17 protein-coding genes and 1 pseudogene are annotated in these 18,835 nt (G+C 69.9%); 17 read left to right on the forward strand and 1 reads right to left on the reverse strand.

Annotated features, from left to right (window positions below; all coding sequences use genetic code 11):
- Positions 1–62 precede the first annotated feature (62 nt).
- Positions 63–1,160: an NADH:flavin oxidoreductase/NADH oxidase gene (locus HCC61_RS21730; protein WP_169137826.1), complete on the reverse strand. Its 1,098-nt coding sequence runs from the start codon at positions 1,158–1,160 to the stop codon at positions 63–65.
- Between the two features lie 329 nt (positions 1,161–1,489).
- On the opposite strand from HCC61_RS21730, the gene HCC61_RS21735 reads away from it, so the two are divergent.
- The 17 genes and pseudogenes from HCC61_RS21735 to HCC61_RS21805 all read left to right on the forward strand — a co-directional run bounded on the left by HCC61_RS21735 (position 1,490) and on the right by HCC61_RS21805 (position 18,827).
- Positions 1,490–2,500: an alcohol dehydrogenase catalytic domain-containing protein gene (locus HCC61_RS21735; protein ID WP_206322823.1), complete on the forward strand. Its 1,011-nt coding sequence runs from the start codon at positions 1,490–1,492 to the stop codon at positions 2,498–2,500.
- A complete protein-coding gene (locus HCC61_RS30265) occupies positions 2,497–2,706 on the forward strand; it encodes a hypothetical protein (protein ID WP_206322824.1) in 210 nt (69 codons plus the stop codon). Before HCC61_RS21735 ends, HCC61_RS30265 begins: the two co-directional genes overlap by 4 nt.
- A gap of 522 nt (positions 2,707–3,228) precedes the next feature.
- Complete coding sequence (locus HCC61_RS21740; protein ID WP_169137828.1) at positions 3,229–3,975, forward strand: ANTAR domain-containing protein; 747 nt, start codon at positions 3,229–3,231, stop codon at positions 3,973–3,975.
- A gap of 79 nt (positions 3,976–4,054) precedes the next feature.
- The gene (locus tag HCC61_RS21745) at positions 4,055–4,783 is read left to right on the forward strand and encodes a GAF and ANTAR domain-containing protein (protein ID WP_169137830.1); all 729 of its coding nucleotides are present in this window, start codon (positions 4,055–4,057) and stop codon (positions 4,781–4,783) included.
- 488 nt (positions 4,784–5,271) lie between these two features.
- Positions 5,272–5,739, forward strand: coding sequence for an SsgA family sporulation/cell division regulator (locus tag HCC61_RS21750; RefSeq protein ID WP_169137832.1), 468 nt, complete (start codon positions 5,272–5,274; stop codon positions 5,737–5,739).
- A gap of 275 nt (positions 5,740–6,014) precedes the next feature.
- Positions 6,015–6,380 (forward strand): metalloregulator ArsR/SmtB family transcription factor, encoded by a 366-nt coding sequence (locus tag HCC61_RS21755; protein WP_169138129.1) that lies wholly within the window; start codon positions 6,015–6,017, stop codon positions 6,378–6,380.
- 108 nt (positions 6,381–6,488) lie between these two features.
- A complete protein-coding gene (locus HCC61_RS21760) occupies positions 6,489–6,971 on the forward strand; it encodes an oxidoreductase (RefSeq protein ID WP_169137834.1) in 483 nt (160 codons plus the stop codon).
- Positions 6,972–7,426: 455 nt separating this feature from the next.
- Positions 7,427–7,729, forward strand: a pseudogene (locus HCC61_RS31285) (proton-conducting transporter membrane subunit); the annotation flags it as partial.
- A gap of 133 nt (positions 7,730–7,862) precedes the next feature.
- Positions 7,863–8,324: a proton-conducting transporter membrane subunit gene (locus tag HCC61_RS31290; RefSeq protein WP_346777319.1), complete on the forward strand. Its 462-nt coding sequence runs from the start codon at positions 7,863–7,865 to the stop codon at positions 8,322–8,324.
- Positions 8,325–8,362: 38 nt separating this feature from the next.
- Positions 8,363–9,952, forward strand: a complete 1,590-nt coding sequence (locus HCC61_RS21770) for an FAD-dependent monooxygenase (protein WP_169137836.1) — start codon at positions 8,363–8,365, stop codon at positions 9,950–9,952.
- Between the two features lie 5 nt (positions 9,953–9,957).
- The gene (locus tag HCC61_RS21775) at positions 9,958–10,596 is read left to right on the forward strand and encodes a TetR family transcriptional regulator (RefSeq protein ID WP_169137838.1); all 639 of its coding nucleotides are present in this window, start codon (positions 9,958–9,960) and stop codon (positions 10,594–10,596) included.
- 318 nt (positions 10,597–10,914) lie between these two features.
- Positions 10,915–11,004 carry a potassium-transporting ATPase subunit F gene (locus HCC61_RS30865; RefSeq protein WP_169137840.1) on the forward strand — a complete coding sequence of 30 codons (90 nt, stop codon included), beginning with the start codon at positions 10,915–10,917 and terminating at the stop codon, positions 11,002–11,004.
- Positions 11,005–11,011: 7 nt separating this feature from the next.
- Complete coding sequence (gene kdpA, locus HCC61_RS21785) at positions 11,012–12,673, forward strand: potassium-transporting ATPase subunit KdpA (RefSeq protein ID WP_346777320.1); 1,662 nt, start codon at positions 11,012–11,014, stop codon at positions 12,671–12,673.
- Positions 12,674–12,738: 65 nt separating this feature from the next.
- A complete protein-coding gene (gene kdpB / locus HCC61_RS21790) occupies positions 12,739–14,868 on the forward strand; it encodes a potassium-transporting ATPase subunit KdpB (RefSeq protein ID WP_169137842.1) in 2,130 nt (709 codons plus the stop codon).
- Entirely contained in the window at positions 14,865–15,470 is a 606-nt protein-coding gene (gene kdpC, locus HCC61_RS21795; RefSeq protein WP_169137844.1) for a potassium-transporting ATPase subunit KdpC, read from the forward strand. Before kdpB ends, kdpC begins: the two co-directional genes overlap by 4 nt.
- 73 nt (positions 15,471–15,543) lie before the next feature.
- A complete protein-coding gene (locus tag HCC61_RS21800) occupies positions 15,544–18,105 on the forward strand; it encodes a sensor histidine kinase KdpD (RefSeq protein WP_169137846.1) in 2,562 nt (853 codons plus the stop codon).
- Between the two features lie 44 nt (positions 18,106–18,149).
- Positions 18,150–18,827, forward strand: coding sequence for a response regulator (locus HCC61_RS21805; protein ID WP_169138134.1), 678 nt, complete (start codon positions 18,150–18,152; stop codon positions 18,825–18,827).
- Positions 18,828–18,835 lie beyond the last annotated feature (8 nt).

Genomic DNA, 18,835 nt, shown 5'->3' on the forward strand with positions numbered 1-18,835 from the left:
CGACGGCTGAGAACAGATGATCCTCGCTCAAGCGCCAGGCAGGAGTTGGCGCCGTAGGCCGCTCAGGCGCGGTGATATTGGACTGGAGCCGTGATGTCCGCTCCCAGCGCCTTGGCCGCGTGGCGGGCCCAGTACGGGTCGCGCAGAAGTTCGCGGCCGAGGAGAACGGCGTCGGCCCTGCCAGAGGCGACGATGGCCTCGGCCTGGTCGGGCTCGGTGATCAGCCCCACGGCAGCCACAGGCATGCCGGCCTCGTCCCGTACTCGTTGGGCGTAGGGCACCTGGTAGTCGGGGCCGGCCGGGATCTTCGCGTCCGGCACGCTGCCGCCGCTGGATACGTCGAACAGGTCGACGCCCAGGACGCCAAGCTCCTTGGTGAGTCGCACAGTCTCCTGTGCTGTCCATCCGATGCGCTCGTCGTCGTTCTCCTGGAGCCAGTCAGTGGCGGAGACGCGGAAGAAGACCGGAAGATCCTCTGGCCACACAGCGCGGACCGCCTTCACAACCTCCTTCGCGAAGCGGGTACGCCCCTCGAAGTCGCCCCCGTAGGCGTCCGTTCGCCGGTTGCTCACAGGCGAGAGGAACTGATGTATCAGGTAACCGTGCGCCCCGTGAACCTCGACGACCTCAAAGCCGGCGTCCAGGGCCCGACGGGCGGCGTCGCTGAACTCTCGTGCGATGGCTCCGATCTGCTCGACCGTGAGCTCCTCCGGAGTCGTCATCCCCTCCTTGAACGCGGTAGCGCTCGGGGCGACGGGCGTCCAGCCGTAGGGAGACTCGGGGGAAATCGGTGCACCCCGGTCCACCCAGGTGCGCTCGGTGGAGGCTTTGCGCCCGGCGTGTGCGAGTTGAATCCCGGGTACCGCGCCCTGTGACTTCAGGAATGCCGTGATCCGCCGGAACCCTTCCGCCTGGGTCCCGTTCCATATTCCGAGGTCGTAAGGGCTGATCCGGCCCTCCGGGCTGACCGCGGTGGCCTCGGTGATGATCAGCCCGGCACCGCCGGTCGCGCGGGCGGCCAGGTGCGCGAAGTGCCAGTCGGTCGGCACACCCGTCAGCTCTCCCTCCGGAAGCGCGCTGTACTGGCACATCGCGGCCATCCAGACGCGATTGGGAATGGTCAGCGATCGGACCGTGTACGGCCGGAATATCGTGCTCACGAGAGTGCTCCCAGGGATGGTGCGAGAACGGTGTGCTGCGGCCGGGGCTAACGGGGATCCGCCGGCAGTGCTTGCAAACGCCGGATAGCGGCGAGTGCATTCCTGGGCCCGCTGAGCGTGACGCGCATCATTGCGCCGACGTCACCGTGACGACCTGTGCCGGTCCGGCAGACGGCCCCGCTGAGCCGGGCAAACGGCGTCCTGAGGCCTGCACGGGTGGACCGCTGTGGCGCCTCGCGCCGGCCGGCCGGGCTCGCCCATACGTTTCTCCTGGACCTGCTCATGGGCGGGTGGATGCTCGGATCGAGTCTCGAGAACGGAGAGCACTTATGCAGGCGGTCGTGTACCACGGCGTCGGCGATATTCGCCTGGAGTCAGTACCGGAGCCCAGGATCGAGCAGCCGACCGACGCCATTGTCCGGATCACCGCGTCGGCCATCTGCGGGACGGATCTGCATTTCATCCGCGGCACCGTGCCGGGGATGCGGCCGGGGACGATCCTCGGGCACGAGGGCGTCGGCGTGGTCGAGGAGGTGGGCAAGGACGTCCGCAATATCCGGCGCGGTGACCGTGTGCTGCTGTCCGCGGTGCTCGGCTGCGGATCCTGCGCGTACTGCCGGGCCGGCTACTTCGCGCAGTGCGACGAGATCAACCCGAAGGGGCCGAGGTCGAGCACCGCGTTCTACGGAGCGCCCGAGGAGACCGGTCCGTTCAACGGGGTGCAGGCGGAGTTCACGCGGGTGCCGTGCGCCCACACGAACCTCTTCCCCCTCCCCGACTCCATCTCTGACGACCAGGCACTCCCGCTGGCCGACATCTATCCCACGGGCTACTTCGGCGCGGTCATCGCCGAGGTCTCCGACGGCGACGTGGTGGCGGTGTGGGGATGCGGCCCCGTGGGGCAGTTCGCCATCCTGTCGTCGTTCCAGCGCGGCGCGGCGCGGGTGATCGCGGTCGACGGCCACGTCGACCGGCTGGAGCGAGCCCAGGAGCTGGGCGCGGAAGTCATCAATTTCAACGAGATGGACCCGGTCGAGGAGATCCTGCGGCTGACCCGAGGCATCGGTGCCGACCGGGCCATCGACGCGGTGGGCGTGGACGCCGAGAGTCCCAAGAGCGGCCCCGCCGCTCCTCTCGCGCGCGCTCAGGCAGAACAGCGCCTTGAGGAACTGCGGCACATCGCGCCCGAGACCAACCAGCAGGACGGGCAGTGGAAGCCGGGGGACGCTCCGACGCAGGCCCACAAATGGGCGGTCGAGTCGCTGGCGAAGGCCGGCACGCTGGGCATCATCGGGTCTATCCGCCCACCGACCGGTACTTCCCCATCGGCTTCTGCATGAACAAGAACCTCACCATCAACATGGGGAACGGCAACCATCCTCGGTACATCCCCAGACTGCTGGACATCGTGAAGTCGGGGCTGGTGGACCCGCAGGGCGTCCTCACCCAGCACAAGCCCATGCGGGACGTCATGGCGGCGTACCAGGAGTTCGATCGGCGCAGTCCCGGATGGCTGAAGGTGGCGCTCGACCCGGCGCTGGTCTGACCTCTCTGGGGCGGGCCAGGTGATCACTGGGGCGCGGTGCCACCCGGAACCCGTCTCTCGGTCTTGGGTTTGGCGCCTGAGTGCTCACAGCCGATCAGGGCATTGACCGCGCTCAGGACTGTCGGCTGCCTTCCATGCGCCCCAGCACGTGGTCAAGGGCGTCGAGGGTGGCAGGCAGTCTCGCGGGTCGCCCAGTTCCGTCAACCCTTGCTGGTTCTTTGGACACGAGACCCATAGCCTTACGTCAGGCAGTCCAGCCCGGCAGTGAGGCAGCCAGTAGCGCGGTCCGGGTCGCTCGGCCTCCGATTCTGAGGGAAGAGGCCGTGCCAGTGAGACCACGAAGGATGGGCGTGATGCGTCGTGGCTGCCGAAACGATGTCTTCGGCGCCGGAACTGCGCCGGCTACGGCAGCGAGTTCGGGACAGGTCCGAGGTGAACCCGGCAGTCGCGGCCGATACCGCGTGCCAGGACCGGAGCCGGGCACCGCGTGCGGTCTCCAGACCCTGCTGTGCGGTCGTTGAGATGGGGCGGGGCCTGGAAGACGACGATCGCAGGCGACGGCTGTGGAGTCATGTTGTCGAACGCGCCCAGGGCGGCAAGATCACTATCGGGCACGTGTGTGCCGCGCTGACCGCTGTTGCGGGAGCGGATTCGGCCGCCGTCACGGTGATGCTCAGTGCCAGTCCGCGCGAAACCATCTACGCGAGCAGTCAGATGGCAGCAGACATGGAAGAGCTGGCCCAGACGCTCGGCGAAGGCCCGGGCGTGGATGCCTGCGCCGGCGGTCCTGCCCTGGTGTCGGATCTGAACGCGGCGGAGTGTCAGGTTAGTTGGCCGGTGTTCGCCCCGGCCGCGGTGGCGGCCGGGGTCCGGGCGCTCTTCGCGTTGCCGCTGCGGCTCGGCGGTGTCGGTCTGGGCGTCATGTGTCTGTATCGCTCTCGTGCGGGCAGCCTCAGCAGTGAGCAACTCGCTGACGCACTGGTATTGGCGGACACGGCCTTGGCACTGCTGCTCGATATGGGGCAGGACGAAGGGCTGGCCCGTGGGGAGCGGTGGTCCGAACTGGTGGGCCCGCTGCACCCTGAGGTGCATCAGGCCACCGGGATGCTGATCGAGCAGCTCGGGGTGAGCGCAGGGTCGGCTCTCCTCAGGCTGCGCGCTTACGCGTTCGCAAGTGAACGTCGGCTGCGCGATGTCGCCCGAGACGTGGTCGCGCGGCGCCTGCAATTGGACGGGAGCGAGCCTCCTCCCGAGCGATCAGAGTCCTGATCCTGGTCCCGTTCGCTCCACGCCGGTGTGGACATCATCGGCGCAAGTGCATGAAGTTGCCTGAACGAGGTTGAGTGAGATGGCAGAGGTCCGGCTGACCGACGTGTTCGTGGAAATGGCGGACACGCTCATCGACGAATTCGACGTGCTCGATTTCATGCACGGGCTGAGTGCGAGGTGCGTCGAGCTGCTGGACATCACAGCGGCGGGGGTCATGCTGACCGACGAGCGGGACAGTCTTCAACTGGTCGCCGCTTCCTCGGAGAAGACCCGACTTCTCGAACTGTTCCAGCTTCAGACCGAACAAGGTCCCTGCATGGAATGTTTCCACAGCGGTCAGCCCGTCACGGTCTCCGATCTGTCTGCCATGGGGCCGTGGTGGCCGCACTTCACCGAAGCGGCAGCGGAGGTCAGCTTCTCCTCCGTCCACGCCGTACCGATGCGCTTGCGCAGTGAAATCATCGGCGCGCTCAACTTCTTCGACACCAAGGCCGGGGCCATGGACCTCGAAAAGCAACGCATCGGTCAGGCTCTCGCAGACGTCGCCACCATCGGGCTGCTGCAACAACGGGCCATCCGGCAGCGGGACAACCTCACCGAACAGCTCCAGACCGCATTGAACAGTCGCATCTTCGTCGAGCAGGCCAAGGGGGTGCTCGCCCAACGTCTGAAGGTGAGCGTCGATGAGGCGTTCTCATTGCTTCGTGGCGAAGCCCGCCTCCGGAACCGGCGCTTGTCCGATCTGGCGCAGGCGATCGTCGACGGCTCCGAGCAACTTCCTGCCGCGCCGGACGACTTGACCCGCTGAACGGTCGGAAAGCTGCGGAGAGTCCGCTCCTCCGGGCTTGGCCGGAGCGCCGCATCCGCCCCGCATAGCACAGCCGCCACCCACAGCGAAAGTCCCGTTACGGTGAGGCCGGGCCCGGGAGTACTCTGACGGCCTGTCGCCCCAGACCCCGGTGGCATTCTGTCCGAAGTACGCCCGACGGCACGGGTGTTGCTGCCTCGCCCGACCGCTGCTCCGGGTCGTGGGTCCGCTCGGCCCCCTCGACAGCACGCACCCACTGTCGCTGTGCGGCATGCCCGGTCATTTGCGTCTTCCCGCCTGCCCCGATCTCTCGCATTCCCACGGCGCACCTTCGCCGGCTCGCGGAGTGCGTCCAGTACGGGGGTGCTCGGCATGGGAAATGAGACGCAGGCACGCCGGCACGTCGTCCCCCAGTTCTGTCCGCCGCATGCGGCGAATCCGCCGAGGAGCAGCAGCCAGAGCCGGGATCGCAGAAGGATGTGAGAGCGATGAACACCACCGTCGACGACGGCGATGGCGGCAGTGGCGGCGATGTCGAACGCCCCGGAAAAGCCTGCGTGATACGCGACTTGGAAGTCTTTCTGGTGCTCTCCGCAGAGTGCGCGGCACCGCTGCGCGCGCGGTTCACCTACCGGGCCACCGACCCCTTCGCCGTTCAGCTCGACTTTCACCTGGCCACACAGAGTCCGGTCCGCTGGATCATCTCCCGTGAGTTGCTGACGACGGGCATGGTGCGACCCGTAGGACGCGGTGACGTGCGTGTGTGGCCCACACACGGAGACACGCAGATCAATCTGCGGCTGTACTCGCCGGACGGCGACGCAGTGCTGGAGACCGCGGCGGGCCCACTGGCCGAATGGCTCGAGCGCACCTGCCTGTTGGTCCCGCCAGGGCATGAAGAGCGCTTCCTTGACACCGACACCCTGATCAAGGACCTGCTGCGGGAATCCCCGTAGCACGACTGCCCGGCCGGACGGGAACGGGCCGCCAGGACCCGGAGCAAGGCCGAGCCGGGGCGAGCAAGGCCGAGCCGGGGCGCGGGAGCGATGAACCGTACCGGCTGACGAGTCCCTTAATCTGCAAACTAGCTAGTTGCGAAAGTTGGCAACTAGCGAGATCATCTCTGGGACGTTGCAAGTGGCGGAGACCGTATGGCCCTTGAGATGAGGCACGAACGATGGCGGGTGACAGGGCTGCGGCCGGTGGCGGGGAGCTTCGGGAGGCCGGTTCGGTGACGGCGCCCCTGTATCAGCTCAAGGCCGAGTTCTTCAAGACGCTGGGACACCCGGTCCGCATTCGCGTACTGGAGCTGCTGAGCGAGCGCGAGCATGCCGTGGCCGAGATACTGCCGGAGGTGGGGGTCGGTGCCCCGCATCTGTCCCAGCAGCTGGCCGTGCTGCGGCGGATGAATCTCGTCGTGACCCGCAAGGAGGGGCCGACGGTCTATTACTCGCTGACCAGCCCCGAAGTGGCGGAGCTGCTGCGGGTGGCGCGGTCGATTCTCTCCGGAGTGCTGTCGGGACAGGTCGAGTTGCTGGCGGACCTGCGGTCGGCGGCCTCGGAGAAGGAGGAGGCCCCGGGCCGCGGCAGCACCTAGGGCGCCCATGTGCGGCGGTCGCCCCTTGTGAAGGACCCCTTGTGACGGGGCAGGGGGCGGCCGCTTCTCAGCTCGGTGGGATACGAGCCCGATGCTGAGGAGCATGTGGTGAGTCTGTTGCGCAAGATCCGCGGTACGGGGCGAGTGGCCGAAGAGACCCCGCCGCGGCCGCAGGGGGTCGTACCGGACGCGGCGCGGGAGTTGGGCGGCTCGGCGCAGGTGCGGTGCGTGGACGCGGGCTCGTGCAACGGGTGTGAGATCGAGATCGGTTCGGCGTTCGGCCCGGTGTACGACGTCGAGCGGTACGGAGCACGGTTGGTGGCTTCGCCGCGGCATGCGGACGTCGCGCTGGTGACGGGGCCGGTGACGCGCAATATGGCCGAGCCGCTGCGGCGTACGGTCGCGGCGATGCCTGAGCCCCGAGTGGTGGTCGCGGTGGGTGACTGCGCGCTGAACTGCGGTGAGTTCGCCGGGGGTTACGGGGTGGAGGGCGCGGTCGGCGACGTGGTGCCCGTCGATGTGACGGTGCCGGGGTGCCCGCCGCGGCCCGAGGAGATCGTTGCGGCGCTGCGCACCGTGACCGGCCGGTGAACTCGGTAGCGACCGTGCTCGCCGCGTCGACGGGATTCGCGGGAGCCGGCATCGGTGCCGGTCTGGCGAGTGCCGGTCGTGTGCGGGCGACCGCCGTGGGCATGTGTACGGGCGCGAGCGGTGTCTCCGGGGCGTGGGCAGGGGTGGCCGCATCCCTCGGCGACCGGTGGGCCGCCGATGTGCCGTGGCTGCTGCCCCTGGCCGGCGTCCGTCTGGAAGTCGACGCGCTGTCGGGGCTGTTCATGACGGTGGCGGGGGCCGTCGTCGCGGCCGTGTCGCTCTACGGGATCGGCTACACCCGGCACGGCGGGCACAGCGGGCACGGTGCGACCTCGCGCGGAGCGCACGGTGCGGCCTCGCGCGGAGCGCAGACCGTGCTGCCTCTCTTCGCGGTGACGCTCGTGCTGGTGCCGGTGGCCGCCTCGGTGTCGACGTTCCTGCTGCTGTGGGAGGCGATGGCGCTCGCGTCACTGCTGTTGGTGCTCGCCGAGCACCGCGAGCGGTCCTCGGTACGGACTGCCGGGGTCTGGTATGCGGTGATGACGCATCTGGGCCTCGTAGTGCTGCTGGTCGGGCTGGTGTGGTTCGCGGCGAGCGCCGGGGGTGAGGACTTCGCGGCGCTGCGGGACGGCGCGCCCGGGATGTCTCCGGCCACGCGCGGCGTGGTGTTCCTTCTGGTGACGGCCGCGTTCACGTCGAAGGCGGGCGCCGTGCCGCTGCATGCCTGGCTGCCGAGGGCACATCCCGAAGCGCCCAGCCACATCTCGGCGTTGATGAGCGCGGCGATGGTGAACCTGGGGATCTACGGCGTCGTCCGGGGGCCTGGACCTGCTGGGCGGCGGTGCGGGCTGGTGGTGGCTGGTCCTGATCACGTTGGGCGGGCTGTCGGCCGTGTACGGGATCCTTCAGGCCGCGATGGCCTCGGACCTCAAGCGGCTGCTGGCGTATTCGACCAGCGAGAACATGGGCCTGATCCTTGTCGGGGTGGGCGCTGCCGGGCTGTTCGCCGCGGCCGGCCGGGAGGCGCCGGCGGCCCTCGCGTTGGGAGCGGCGCTGCTCCACGTGGTCAACCACTCCGCGTTCAAGGCCCTGTTGTTCTGTGCGTCGGGTTCGGTGCTGCGTGCCACGGGAGTTCGCGATCTGGACCGGCTGGGCGGCCTGAGGGCGCGGATGCCTGTGACGGCGGGACTGTTCGCGCTGGCCGCGCTGGGCGCGGTGGCGCTGCCGTGGCACGGGAGATGGCCCAGGATTACGTTCCTCAACGGCCTGCGACGTACTCGAAGTACCAGCCGTCCACCGCCGATCGGCGCTCATCCGCGGGCTTGGCCGTCAACGGACTCTCCATTAAGTTAGCTTCTAACAAATGTTAGTAGCTAACACGGGGAGTGGCGGTGGACCGTCCGGCTGTGATCGTGGCGGGGGCGGGACCGACGGGGCTGACGCTGGCATGCGGCCTTCGCGCGGCGGGAATCCCGGTGCGGGTCGTCGACCGCGCCAAGGAACCGGCGCACACCTCCCGCGCGCTGGGACTCCAGCCACGGGGGTCCGAAGTCCTCGACCGTCTGGGCGCGTTGGAGGATCTGCCGGAGAACTCGATCCCCATCCGGCAGGTGATCACCCACGTCGACGGCCGGGCAGTCGCCCGGCTGAGAGTCGGGCGCCCCACGAAGCTGGTGACCCGGCCGGGTCTGCTCATCTCCCAGGCCGAGGTGGAGGCCCGACTGCGGCGTCGCCTCCTGGCCCTGGGCGTCGAAGTGGAGTGGGGACGCGAGGTGTTCACCGCCGAACAGGACTCCGACGGCGTCACCGTCGGAGTCGCCGACGGGCACATGCGGGGGCAGTGGCTCGTGGGATGCGACGGCGCCCACAGCCGCGTACGCCGGGCAGCCGGCATCGACTTCCCCGGCGTCGCCGTCATCGAACGCTTCCTCCTCGCGGACATCCGGGCAGAACTGCCGCTCCCCCGGGATGCCGCGTCGGTGTGGCTGCGGGGCGACCGGCTGTGCGGGGTCTTCCCGCTCCCCGGCGGGATCTGGAGGGTGATGGCTCCCGCTCCCGCGGACTGTGCCCTTGAACTCGGCTCGACGGAACTGGTCGAGGTGCTCACCACGATCTTGCGGGAAGAGGCGGCGCTCACCTCCGTGCCCGTCCGGGAGACCCTGTGGACCTCCACTTTCCGCATCCACCGGCGGCTGGCGTCGACCTACCGCACGGGGCGCGTTCTCCTCGCCGGGGACGCCGCGCACATCCACAGTCCCCTGGGCGGCCAGGGCCTCAACACCGGGTTGGGCGACGCGGAGAACCTGGCGTGGAAGCTGGCGCTCGTCACCGCGGGCCGAGCGCACGAGGCGCTGCTGGACACGTACCAGACCGAACGCCGCCCCATCGCGAAGGAGGTGCTGGAGTCCACGAGCGCCATGACCCGCGTGGTGGCGGGACAGAGCGCACCGGCCCGGGGTCTGCGCGACCACGTGCTCGTACCGCTCATGAACCGGCCCGCGCTGCAACGACTGATCTGGGAGCAGGCATCCCAGTTGAAGATCAGCTACCGCGGCGGCCCCCTGGGAGACCGTTTCCCGAGTGCCTGGATCTCCCCGAGTGCCTGGATCACGCGCCGCCCACGGCCCGGCGACCGCGTGCCCGACCTGGACTGCTCACGACAGGACGGCAGTCGTACCCGCCTGCACGCTGAACTCGGCGCCCGCTGGGCCCTGTTGACGCCCGGCTCAAAAGCAGCGGACTTCGTCGCCCTTGCGGGCCGGCGGCTCGGGGGCGCCGGCCAGGTCGCCGCTCTGACCCCCGCCTCGGTCACCGGGCGGCATGTGATGCTCGTGCGGCCCGACGCGCATCTCGCCTGGCGCGGCACCTCGTTGAGCGCGCTGGAGAAATGGCTCACGACCGCCCTGGGCGCCGAACCGGTCGCATGCCGCGGTGTGACGGCTGACGGGCGAGACCAGGACAGCGGAACACGACGGGAGTGAGGAGAATGGCGCCGCCGGCCGACCACGCTCAGCCACCTGTTCAGGGACTGCGGGAACGCAAGAAGGCACAGACCCGCCGGACCATCCAGGAACACGCGTTGCGGCTCTTCCTCAGCGAGGGCTACGACGGCACCACCGTGGAGGACATCGCCACGGCTGCCGGGGTCTCCCACATGACGTTCTTCCGGTACTTCCCCACCAAGGAATCCGTCGTCGAATCGGACGACTACGACCCGATGATCGCCCGGCTCATCGAAGAGCGGCCACCGCAGGAAGACGCCCTCACCGCCGTGCACCAGGCCCTGGCGGGCGGTCTGAAGAGCATCTACGAGACGGACCGGCGGGCACTGCTCGCACGCACCCGGCTGATCCTCACGACACCCGCGCTGCGCGCGCGCCTGTGGCAGAACCAGTCCGCGACGGAACAGCTCTTCACCGACGCGCTCACGGCACGCGAACCGTCCGGGGACGCCTTCCGGATCCGGGTCCTGGCGTCCGCGTCGCTGGCCGCGGTGGCGACCGCGCTCACCGCATGGGTGGACGGTGAAGGCCGCGAGCACCTGCCGGCTCTCGTCGACGCGGCCTTCGCAGTGCTGCACGCGCCCGGCACCACCGGCCCGCCTCGGCAGCCGAACGGGAGCTGAGGACTCGCCCCCGGTACGAGGACTCACCCCGGTACTTGGCTCGGGTGCTCCGGCCGGTTCATCGCATGCCGCGCGGCCGGACCACGTAAGCCACGGTCGTCAAAGCCGCGTCAGGATCCCGCCTCGGGCCGTCAGGGCTTCGTCAAGGCGGGCTGCGCAGGGCTGTCCGGGGAGCTTTCCTCCCAGGTGAGCCCGCATCCGCGGGCGTACCTGTCCGAACTCTCCCGGGGAGCATGCGATGGCCGACGTGGCTTTCGTCCTCACCACCGTCGCGGTGTTCGCGCTGGTGGCTCTCGTGGCCAAGGCGGTGACGAGGCTGTGAGCGCCGAGAACGTCGCCGGTCTGGTCGTTGCCGTTCCGGTGCTGGTCTATCTGGTCGTCGCGCTGGTCTTCCCGGAGAGGTTCTGAGCGCCCGGTGAACACGGTCCTCGCTGACGTGCTCCAGGTATCCGCGCTGATCGTCGCGCTGGTCCTGGTGCATCGTCCTTTCGGCGACTACATGGCCGCCGTCTACACCTCCTCCCGGCACCTGCGCGTCGAGCGCTGGATCTACCGGGCGGTCGGGGTGAGCCCCGGCACGGAACAGCGCTGGTCCGCGTATCTGCGCGGAGTCCTCGCGTTCTCGGCGGTCTCGGTCCTCTTCCTCTACCTGCTGGAGCGGGTGCAGAACCGGCTGCCGCTCTCGCTCGGCTTCGAGCCGGTCTCCCCGGACCAGGCGTTCAACACGGCGGCGTCGTTCGTCTCCAACACCAACTGGCAGTCCTATTCCGGTGAGACGGCCATGGGGTATCTGGTGCAGACGGGCGGTCTGGCGGTGCAGAACTTCGTGTCCGCCGCGGTGGGCATGGCGGTGGCCGTCGCGCTCGTACGGGGCTTCGCCCGCTCGCGTACGGGAGAGATCGGCAACTTCTGGGCCGACCTGGTGCGCGGAGTCGTACGGGTCCTGCTGCCGGTCGCCGCCCTGGCGGCCATCGCACTGGTGGCCGCGGGCGCGGTGCAGAACTTCGCCTCCGCGCAGGAGGTCACCACCCTGACGGGCACGACTCAGCACCTTCCGGGAGGAGCCGTCGCCTCGCAGGAGGCGATCAAGGAACTCGGCACCAACGGCGGCGGCTTCTTCAACGCCAACTCGGCCCATCCGTACGAGAATCCCAGCGCCCTGACGAATCTCTTCGAGATCTTCCTCCTCCTGGTCATCCCGTTCTCGTTGCCGCGCACTTTCGGGACGCTCGTCGGCAGCGCGCGGCAGGGGTACGCGATCGTCGCCGCGATGGGGGCCGTCTGGCTGGGAGCCGTGGTCGCGGTGACGGGGCTGGAGCTGGCCCATCCCGGCGCCGCCGTGCAGGCCGCGGGCGGGGCGATGGAGGGCAAGGAAGTCCGCTTCGGCGGGGGCGCCTCGTCCCTGTTCGCCGTCTCGACGACGATGACGTCGACCGGTGCCGTCGACGCCGCCCACTCCTCCTTCTCCGCGCTCGGCGGCGGGGTGCTGCTGCTGGGCATGATGCTCGGCGAGGTCGCGCCCGGCGGCGTGGGCTCCGGGCTCTACGGCATGTTGATCATCGCGATGATCGCCGTCTTCATCGCGGGTCTCATGGTCGGCCGTACGCCGGAGTACCTGGGCAAGAAGATCCGGCCCCGGGAGATGAAGCTGGCCGCCTGCTACATCCTCGTCACTCCCGCCCTCGCCCTGGCGTTCACCGGCGCGGCTATTGCATCGCCCACACCGGCGCACTCGATGCTCAACTCCGGCCCGCACGGCTTCTCCGAGGTGCTGTACGCCTACACCTCCGGGGCCAACAACAACGGCAGTGCCTTCGCCGGGCTGAGCGCGGACACGCAGTGGTTCAACACCACCATCGGCCTGGTGATGCTGCTCGGCCGGTTCCTGCCGATGGTCTTCGTCCTCGCCCTGGCGGGCTCGCTCGCTCAGCAGCGCCCCGTACCCGTGGGCGCGGGCACGCTCCGCACGCACAAGCCGCTCTTCAGCGGTCTGCTCGTGGGCGCCGTGCTGATCGTGGCCGGGCTGACGTTCTTCCCCGCCCTGGCGCTCGGTCCGCTCGCCGAGGGGCTGTCGTGAGGACACGGACCGCTCGCACATCTGCTCCGTCAGACTTCGGAAATCAAGCGGAGGGCAGCACTGCCATGCCGACCGTCGATGCTCCTGTCCGTACCGCCGCCCAGGCTGCGAGCACGCCCGCCGGACTGTTCGAGCCCCGGCAACTGCTGGAGTCGCTGCCGGCCGCCCTGCGCAAGCTGGACCCGCGGCTGATGGTCAGGTCACCCGTGATGTTCGTCGTCGAGGTCGGCTCGGTCCTCACCACCGTGCTCGCCGTCGTGGACCCCGGCTGGTTCGCCTGGTCGATCACGGTGTGGCTGTGGCTGACGGTCGTCTTCGCCAATCTGGCCGAGGCCGTCGCCGAGGGCCGCGGCAAGGCACAGGCCGACACTCTGCGCCGCGCGAGGACGGGCACGGTGGCACGCCGCGTGCCCGGAGGTGGTGCCGGAACCTCGGGCGACGAAGCCGCAGTCGGGAGCGGGGCCGAGGAGCCGGTCCCCAGCAGCGCCCTGTGCGTCGGTGATCTGGTCGTCTGCGAGGCAGGGGACACCATCCCCGGGGACGGCGACGTCGTCGAGGGCGTCGCCAGCGTCGACGAGTCGGCCATCACCGGTGAATCAGCCCCTGTGATCCGCGAGTCCGGGGGCGACCGGTCGGCCGTGACGGGCGGCACGCGGGTCCTCTCCGACCGCATCCTGGTGCGGATCACGGCCAGGCCGGGCGAGACCTTCCTCGACCGGATGATCGGGCTCGTCGAGGGCGCGGCCCGCCAGAAGACGCCGAACGAGATCGCGCTGAACATCCTTCTCGCCTCGCTGACGATCATCTTCCTGCTGGCCACCGTGACCCTTCAGCCCTTCGCGGTCTACGCGGGGGCCGAGCAGCCGATGACCGTACTGGTCGCCCTGCTGGTCTGCCTGATCCCGACGACGATCGGTGCGCTGCTCTCGGCCATCGGCATCGCGGGCATGGACCGGCTCGTGCAGCGCAACGTGCTCGCGATGTCGGGCCGGGCCGTCGAGGCGGCCGGGGACGTGTCCACGCTGCTGCTGGACAAGACCGGCACGATCACCCTGGGCAACCGGGAGGCGGCGGAGTTCGTGCCCCTCGGGAACACCGGCGCCGCCGAACTCGCCGATGCGGCCCAGCTCTCGTCGCTCGCCGACGAGACGCCCGAGGGCCGCTCCGTCGTCGTGCTGGCCAAGCAGCAGCACGGGCTCCGGGCACGGGACGAGGGCGAGCTGAGCGGCGCCGAGTTCGTCCCGTTCACCGCGCAGACCCGGATGAGCGGCGTCGACATCGCCGACGACAGCCGTACGTACCGCGTACGCAAAGGAGCCGCCGGGGCCGTGACCGCGTGGGTCGCAGAGCGCGGCGGCACCGTCCCCGGCGACGCCCGGCACGCGGTGGAGCAGATCTCCGCCTCGGGCGGTACGCCCCTTCTCGTGGCCGCCGAGGACCGCGAGGGCGCCCGCGTTCTCGGCGTCATCCACCTCAAGGACGTGGTCAAGCACGGCATGCGGGAGCGCTTCGCGGAGCTGCGCAGCATGGGGATCAAGACCGTGATGATCACCGGCGACAATCCGCTGACGGCGAAGGCCATCGCCGATGAGGCCGGCGTGGACGACTTCCTCGCCGAGGCCGCCCCCGAGGACAAGATGGCCCTGATCAGGCAGGAGCAGGGCGGGGGCAAGCTCGTCGCGATGACCGGAGACGGCACGAACGACGCTCCCGCTCTCGCCCAGGCCGATGTGGGCGTCGCGATGAACACCGGCACCTCGGCCGCCAAGGAGGCCGGGAACATGGTCGACCTGGACTCCAACCCCACGAAGCTGATCGAGGTCGTCGGGATCGGCAAGCAGCTGCTGATCACCCGCGGTGCGCTGACGACGTTCTCCGTCGCCAACGACGTCGCCAAGTACTTCGCGATCATTCCCGCGATGTTCGTCGCGGCCTACCCCGGGCTGGACGCGCTCAACGTCATGCGCCTGGCCAGTCCCCAGACCGCGATCCTCTCCGCTGTCGTCTTCAACGCCCTGGTGATCGTGGCCCTGGTGCCGCTCGCGCTGCGAGGCGTGCGCTACCGGCCGATGAGCGCCGACGGCATGCTCCGCCGCAATCTCGGCATATACGGCCTGGGCGGGCTGGTCGCGCCCTTCATCGGCATCAAGATCATCGACCTGCTCATCTCACTACTCTCCGGGACCGCATCATGAACGCCGCAGTCCGTAACACCTCACGCCTCGCCGCGGCCGCCCTGCGGGCGCTGCTCGTCCTCACCCTGGCGACCGGCGTTCTCTACCCGCTGCTCGTCACGGGGATCGCCCAGGCCGCCTTCCCCGGCAAGGCCGACGGCTCCGTGGTCAGGAGCGGCGGGAAGGAGGTGGGCTCGACGCTGATCGGCCAGAGCTGGAACGACAGGGACGGCGGACCGGCACGGCAGTGGTTCCAGCCCCGGCCGTCAGCCGGGAAGTACGACTCGCTCGCCTCCGGCGCCTCCAACCTCGCCGCGACCAGCCCGGAGCTGAGGAAGCAGGTCGAGGCACGCAGGACGCAGGTCGCGGCCTTCAACGGCGTGCCGCGACCGGCCGTACCGGCTGACGCGGTCACCGCGAGCGCGTCCGGCCTCGACGCGGACATCTCACCTGCGTACGCCCGGCTACAGGCCGACCGCGTCGCCGAGGCGCGGGGCCTCGACCGGGCCGAGGTCCGCGAACTGGTCGGGAGGCACATCGAGGGACGGGTCGCCGGGTTCTTGGGGGAGCCCTCCGTGAACGTCCTGGAGCTGAACCTCGGCCTGCGCGCGCTGCACGGCTGACCGTCCCAGGCGGCGTACGGGACCGCGCTCATCCGGCGCCCGTACGCCGCCCGACCTGAAAGACAATGGAGCCATGGCCCGCGGCAAACTGCGCATCTACCTGGGCGTCGCCCCGGGTGTCGGCAAGACCTACGACATGCTCTCCGAGGCGCACCGGCGCCTGGAGCGGGGCACAGACGTGGTCGTGGCCTTCGTCGAGTGCCACGGACGCCCCCGCACAGAAGTGCTGCTGCACGGGCTGGAGATCATCCCGCGACGCGAACTCGCCCATCGGGGCGCCGGCTTGACGGAGATGGACCTCGACGCCGTCCTCACCCGCGCCCCCGCCGTGGCTCTCGTCGACGAACTGGCGCACACCAACGTCCCCGGTTCGCGCAACGCCAAACGATGGCAGGACATCGAGGAACTGCTCGACGCCGGCATCACCGTGATCTCCACGGTCAACATCCAGCACCTGGAATCCCTGACCGACGTCGTGGAGTCCATCACCGGCGTACGGCAGCGCGAGACCGTCCCCGACGAGGTCGTACGCCGCGCCGACCAGATCGAGCTGGTGGACATGTCCCCGCAGGCGCTGCGCAGACGCCTGGCGCACGGCAACGTCTACGCGGCCGACAGGATCGACGCTGCCCTCTCCAACTACTTCCGGCCCGGCAACCTCACGGCCCTGCGCGAACTCGCCCTGCTCTGGACCGCGGACCGGGTCGACGAGTACCTCCAGCAGTACCGCGCCGAGAAGGGCATCTCCTCGCCGTGGCCCGCCCGCGAACGCATCCTCGTAGGGCTCACGGGCGGCCCTGAGGGCCGCACACTGATCCGCCGCGCGACCCGGATCGCCGCCAAGGGCTCCGGCAGCGAGATCCTCGCCGTCTACGTCTCCCGCAGCGACGGACTGACCTCGGCGTCGCCGGAGGAACTCGCCGTCCAGCGCACCCTCGTCGAGGATCTCGGCGGTACCTTCCACACCGTCGTGGGCGACGACGTCCCCGAAGCCCTCCTCGACTTCGCCCGGGGCGTCAACGCCTCCCAGATCGTGCTCGGCATCAGCCGCCGCAGGACCTGGCAGTACGTCCTCGGTCCGGGAGTGGGTGCCACCGTCGCCCGGGAGTCCGGCCCCGACATCGACGTGCACATCGTCACCCACGAACACGCGGCCAAGGGGCGGGGACTGCCTTCCGCCCGGGGAGCACGCCTGGGACGCGCCCGCATCGTCGCCGGCTGGCTGACCGGAACCGCCGGTCCCGCGCTTCTCACGCTGCTGCTCGCAGCAGCGGGCCCGGGGCTGGGACTCGCGAACGAGATGCTGCTCTTCCTGACTCTGACGGTGGCGGCGGCCCTGCTCGGCGGCCTGCTGCCCGCTGTCACCTCCGCAGTCGTCGGCTCCCTGCTGCTGAACTACTTCTTCACCGCCCCGACGCACACCTGGACCATCTCCGACCCGCAGAACGTCCTCGCCATCGTGATCTTCGTGGTCGTCGGGATCGCCGTCGCCTCCGTCGTCGACCTGGCCGCCAGACGCACCCACCAGGCCGCCCGCCTCCGCTCCGAGGCCGAGATCCTCAGCCACCTCGCGGGCAGTGTGCTGCGCTCCCCGGCACAGCGGGAGGAGGGGACGGAGCTGACCGCACTGCTGGAGAGCGTCCGGCAGACCTTCGGCATGGAGTCCGCCTCCCTGCTGGAGCGCACGGAGGCCCGTGGCCGGTGGAACTGCGCCGACAGCGTCGGACCGGACCCCGCCACCCGTCCCGACGATGCCGACGTGGACGTACCGGCGGCGGAGACCACGACCCTGGCGCTACGGGGCAGAGTGCTGCCCGCCGAGGACCGGCGCGTCCTCGGCGCCTTCGCCGCCCAGGCCGCCGTCTTCCTCGAACGCCGGCGGCTGATCGGCGAAGCCGAACGCGCCCGCCGCCTGGAGGAGACCGACCGCATCCGCACGGCACTGCTGGCCGCCGTCTCCCACGACCTGCGCACACCGCTGGCCGCGGTCAAGGCAGCGGTGTCCTCGCTGCGTTCGGACGACGTCGCGTGGTCGGACGCCGACGAGGCGGAACTGCTCGCCGCCATCGAGCAGGGCGCCGACCGGCTCGACCACCTCATCGGCAACCTGCTCGACATGAGCAGACTCCAGACCGGCGCCGTCGTCCCGCTGATGCGCGAGACCGACCTCGACGAGGTGGTGCCGCTCGCCCTCAGAGGCGTACCGGAGTCGGCCGTGACGCTCGACATCCCCGAGACGCTGCCGATGGTGACCGCCGACCGGGGCCTGCTCGAACGCGTCGTCGCCAACGTCGTCGAGAACGCCGTGAAGTACAGCCCGGACGGCAGCCGTGTGCTGCTGGCCGCCAGCGCCTTCGGCGACCGCGTCGAACTGCGTACGGTCGACCGCGGCCCGGGCGTACCGGACGCCGACAAGGAACGCATCTTCGAGCCCTTCCAACGCCAGGGAGACGCACCGCGCGGCGACGGCGTCGGCCTCGGACTCGCCGTCGCCCGGGGCTTCGCCGAGGCCATGGGCAGCACCCTCACCGCAGAGGACACTCCCAGCGGGGGCCTGACCATGGTCCTGACTCTCGCGACCGCCCCCGGCAGGCCCGTTGCCCGCCCCGACCTCCCCGCGGAGACGACCTCATGACCGGATCGCAGGCAGCCACGCCGGACCGGCCTCCGGTCGGCCGGATGCCACGGGTGCTCGTCGTCGACGACGAGCCGCAGCTCGTCAGGGCTCTCACCATCAACCTGCGCGCCCGCAAGTACCGCGTGGACTGCGCTCACGACGGTGCCTCCGCGCTCCAGCTCGCCGCCACCCGGCACCCCGACGTGATCATCCTCGACCTGGGGCTGCCCGACATGGACGGCACCGAGGTCATCGAGGGCCTGCGCGGCTGGACCCGCGTACCGATCATCGTGCTCTCCGCGCGCCACGCCTCCGACGAGAAGGTCGAGGCCCTCGACGCCGGCGCCGACGACTACGTCACCAAACCCTTCGGAATGGACGAACTCCTCGCCCGCCTGCGTGCGGCGACCCGCAGAGCCAGCCCCTCCGAAGAGGCCGACCTGGTCGTCCGGACTGAGGCCTTCACCGTCGACCTCACAGCGAAGAAGGTCCGCCGCGACGGCTCCGACATCCGCCTCACCCCCACCGAGTGGCACGTCCTCGAAGTGCTCGTACGCAACACGGGTCGGCTGGTCACCCAGGTACAGCTGCTGCACGAAGTCTGGGGCCCCACCTACGGGACGGAGACCAACTACCTGCGCGTCTACATGGCCCAGCTCCGGCGCAAGCTGGAACCGGACCCCGCACACCCGCGGCACCTCGTGACCGAGGCCGGCATGGGCTACCGCTTCGAGCGGTAGGCCCCATG

The sequence above is a fragment of the Streptomyces sp. HNM0575 genome (assembly GCF_012726265.1).
Classification (GTDB): Bacteria; Actinomycetota; Actinomycetes; order Streptomycetales; family Streptomycetaceae; genus Streptomyces.

Coding starts and splice junctions, on each gene's coding strand:
- HCC61_RS21735 (WP_206322823.1), top strand. CDS start 1,490: ATGCAGGCGGTCGTGTACCACGGCGTCGGCGATATTCGCCTGGAGTCA.
- HCC61_RS30265 (WP_206322824.1), top strand. CDS start 2,497: ATGAACAAGAACCTCACCATCAACATGGGGAACGGCAACCATCCTCGG.
- HCC61_RS21740 (WP_169137828.1), top strand. CDS start 3,229: ATGGGGCGGGGCCTGGAAGACGACGATCGCAGGCGACGGCTGTGGAGT.
- HCC61_RS21745 (WP_169137830.1), top strand. CDS start 4,055: ATGGCAGAGGTCCGGCTGACCGACGTGTTCGTGGAAATGGCGGACACG.
- HCC61_RS21750 (WP_169137832.1), top strand. CDS start 5,272: ATGAACACCACCGTCGACGACGGCGATGGCGGCAGTGGCGGCGATGTC.
- HCC61_RS21775 (WP_169137838.1), top strand. CDS start 9,958: ATGGCGCCGCCGGCCGACCACGCTCAGCCACCTGTTCAGGGACTGCGG.
- kdpB (WP_169137842.1), top strand. CDS start 12,739: ATGCCGACCGTCGATGCTCCTGTCCGTACCGCCGCCCAGGCTGCGAGC.
- kdpC (WP_169137844.1), top strand. CDS start 14,865: ATGAACGCCGCAGTCCGTAACACCTCACGCCTCGCCGCGGCCGCCCTG.
- HCC61_RS21800 (WP_169137846.1), top strand. CDS start 15,544: ATGGCCCGCGGCAAACTGCGCATCTACCTGGGCGTCGCCCCGGGTGTC.
- HCC61_RS21805 (WP_169138134.1), top strand. CDS start 18,150: ATGCCACGGGTGCTCGTCGTCGACGACGAGCCGCAGCTCGTCAGGGCT.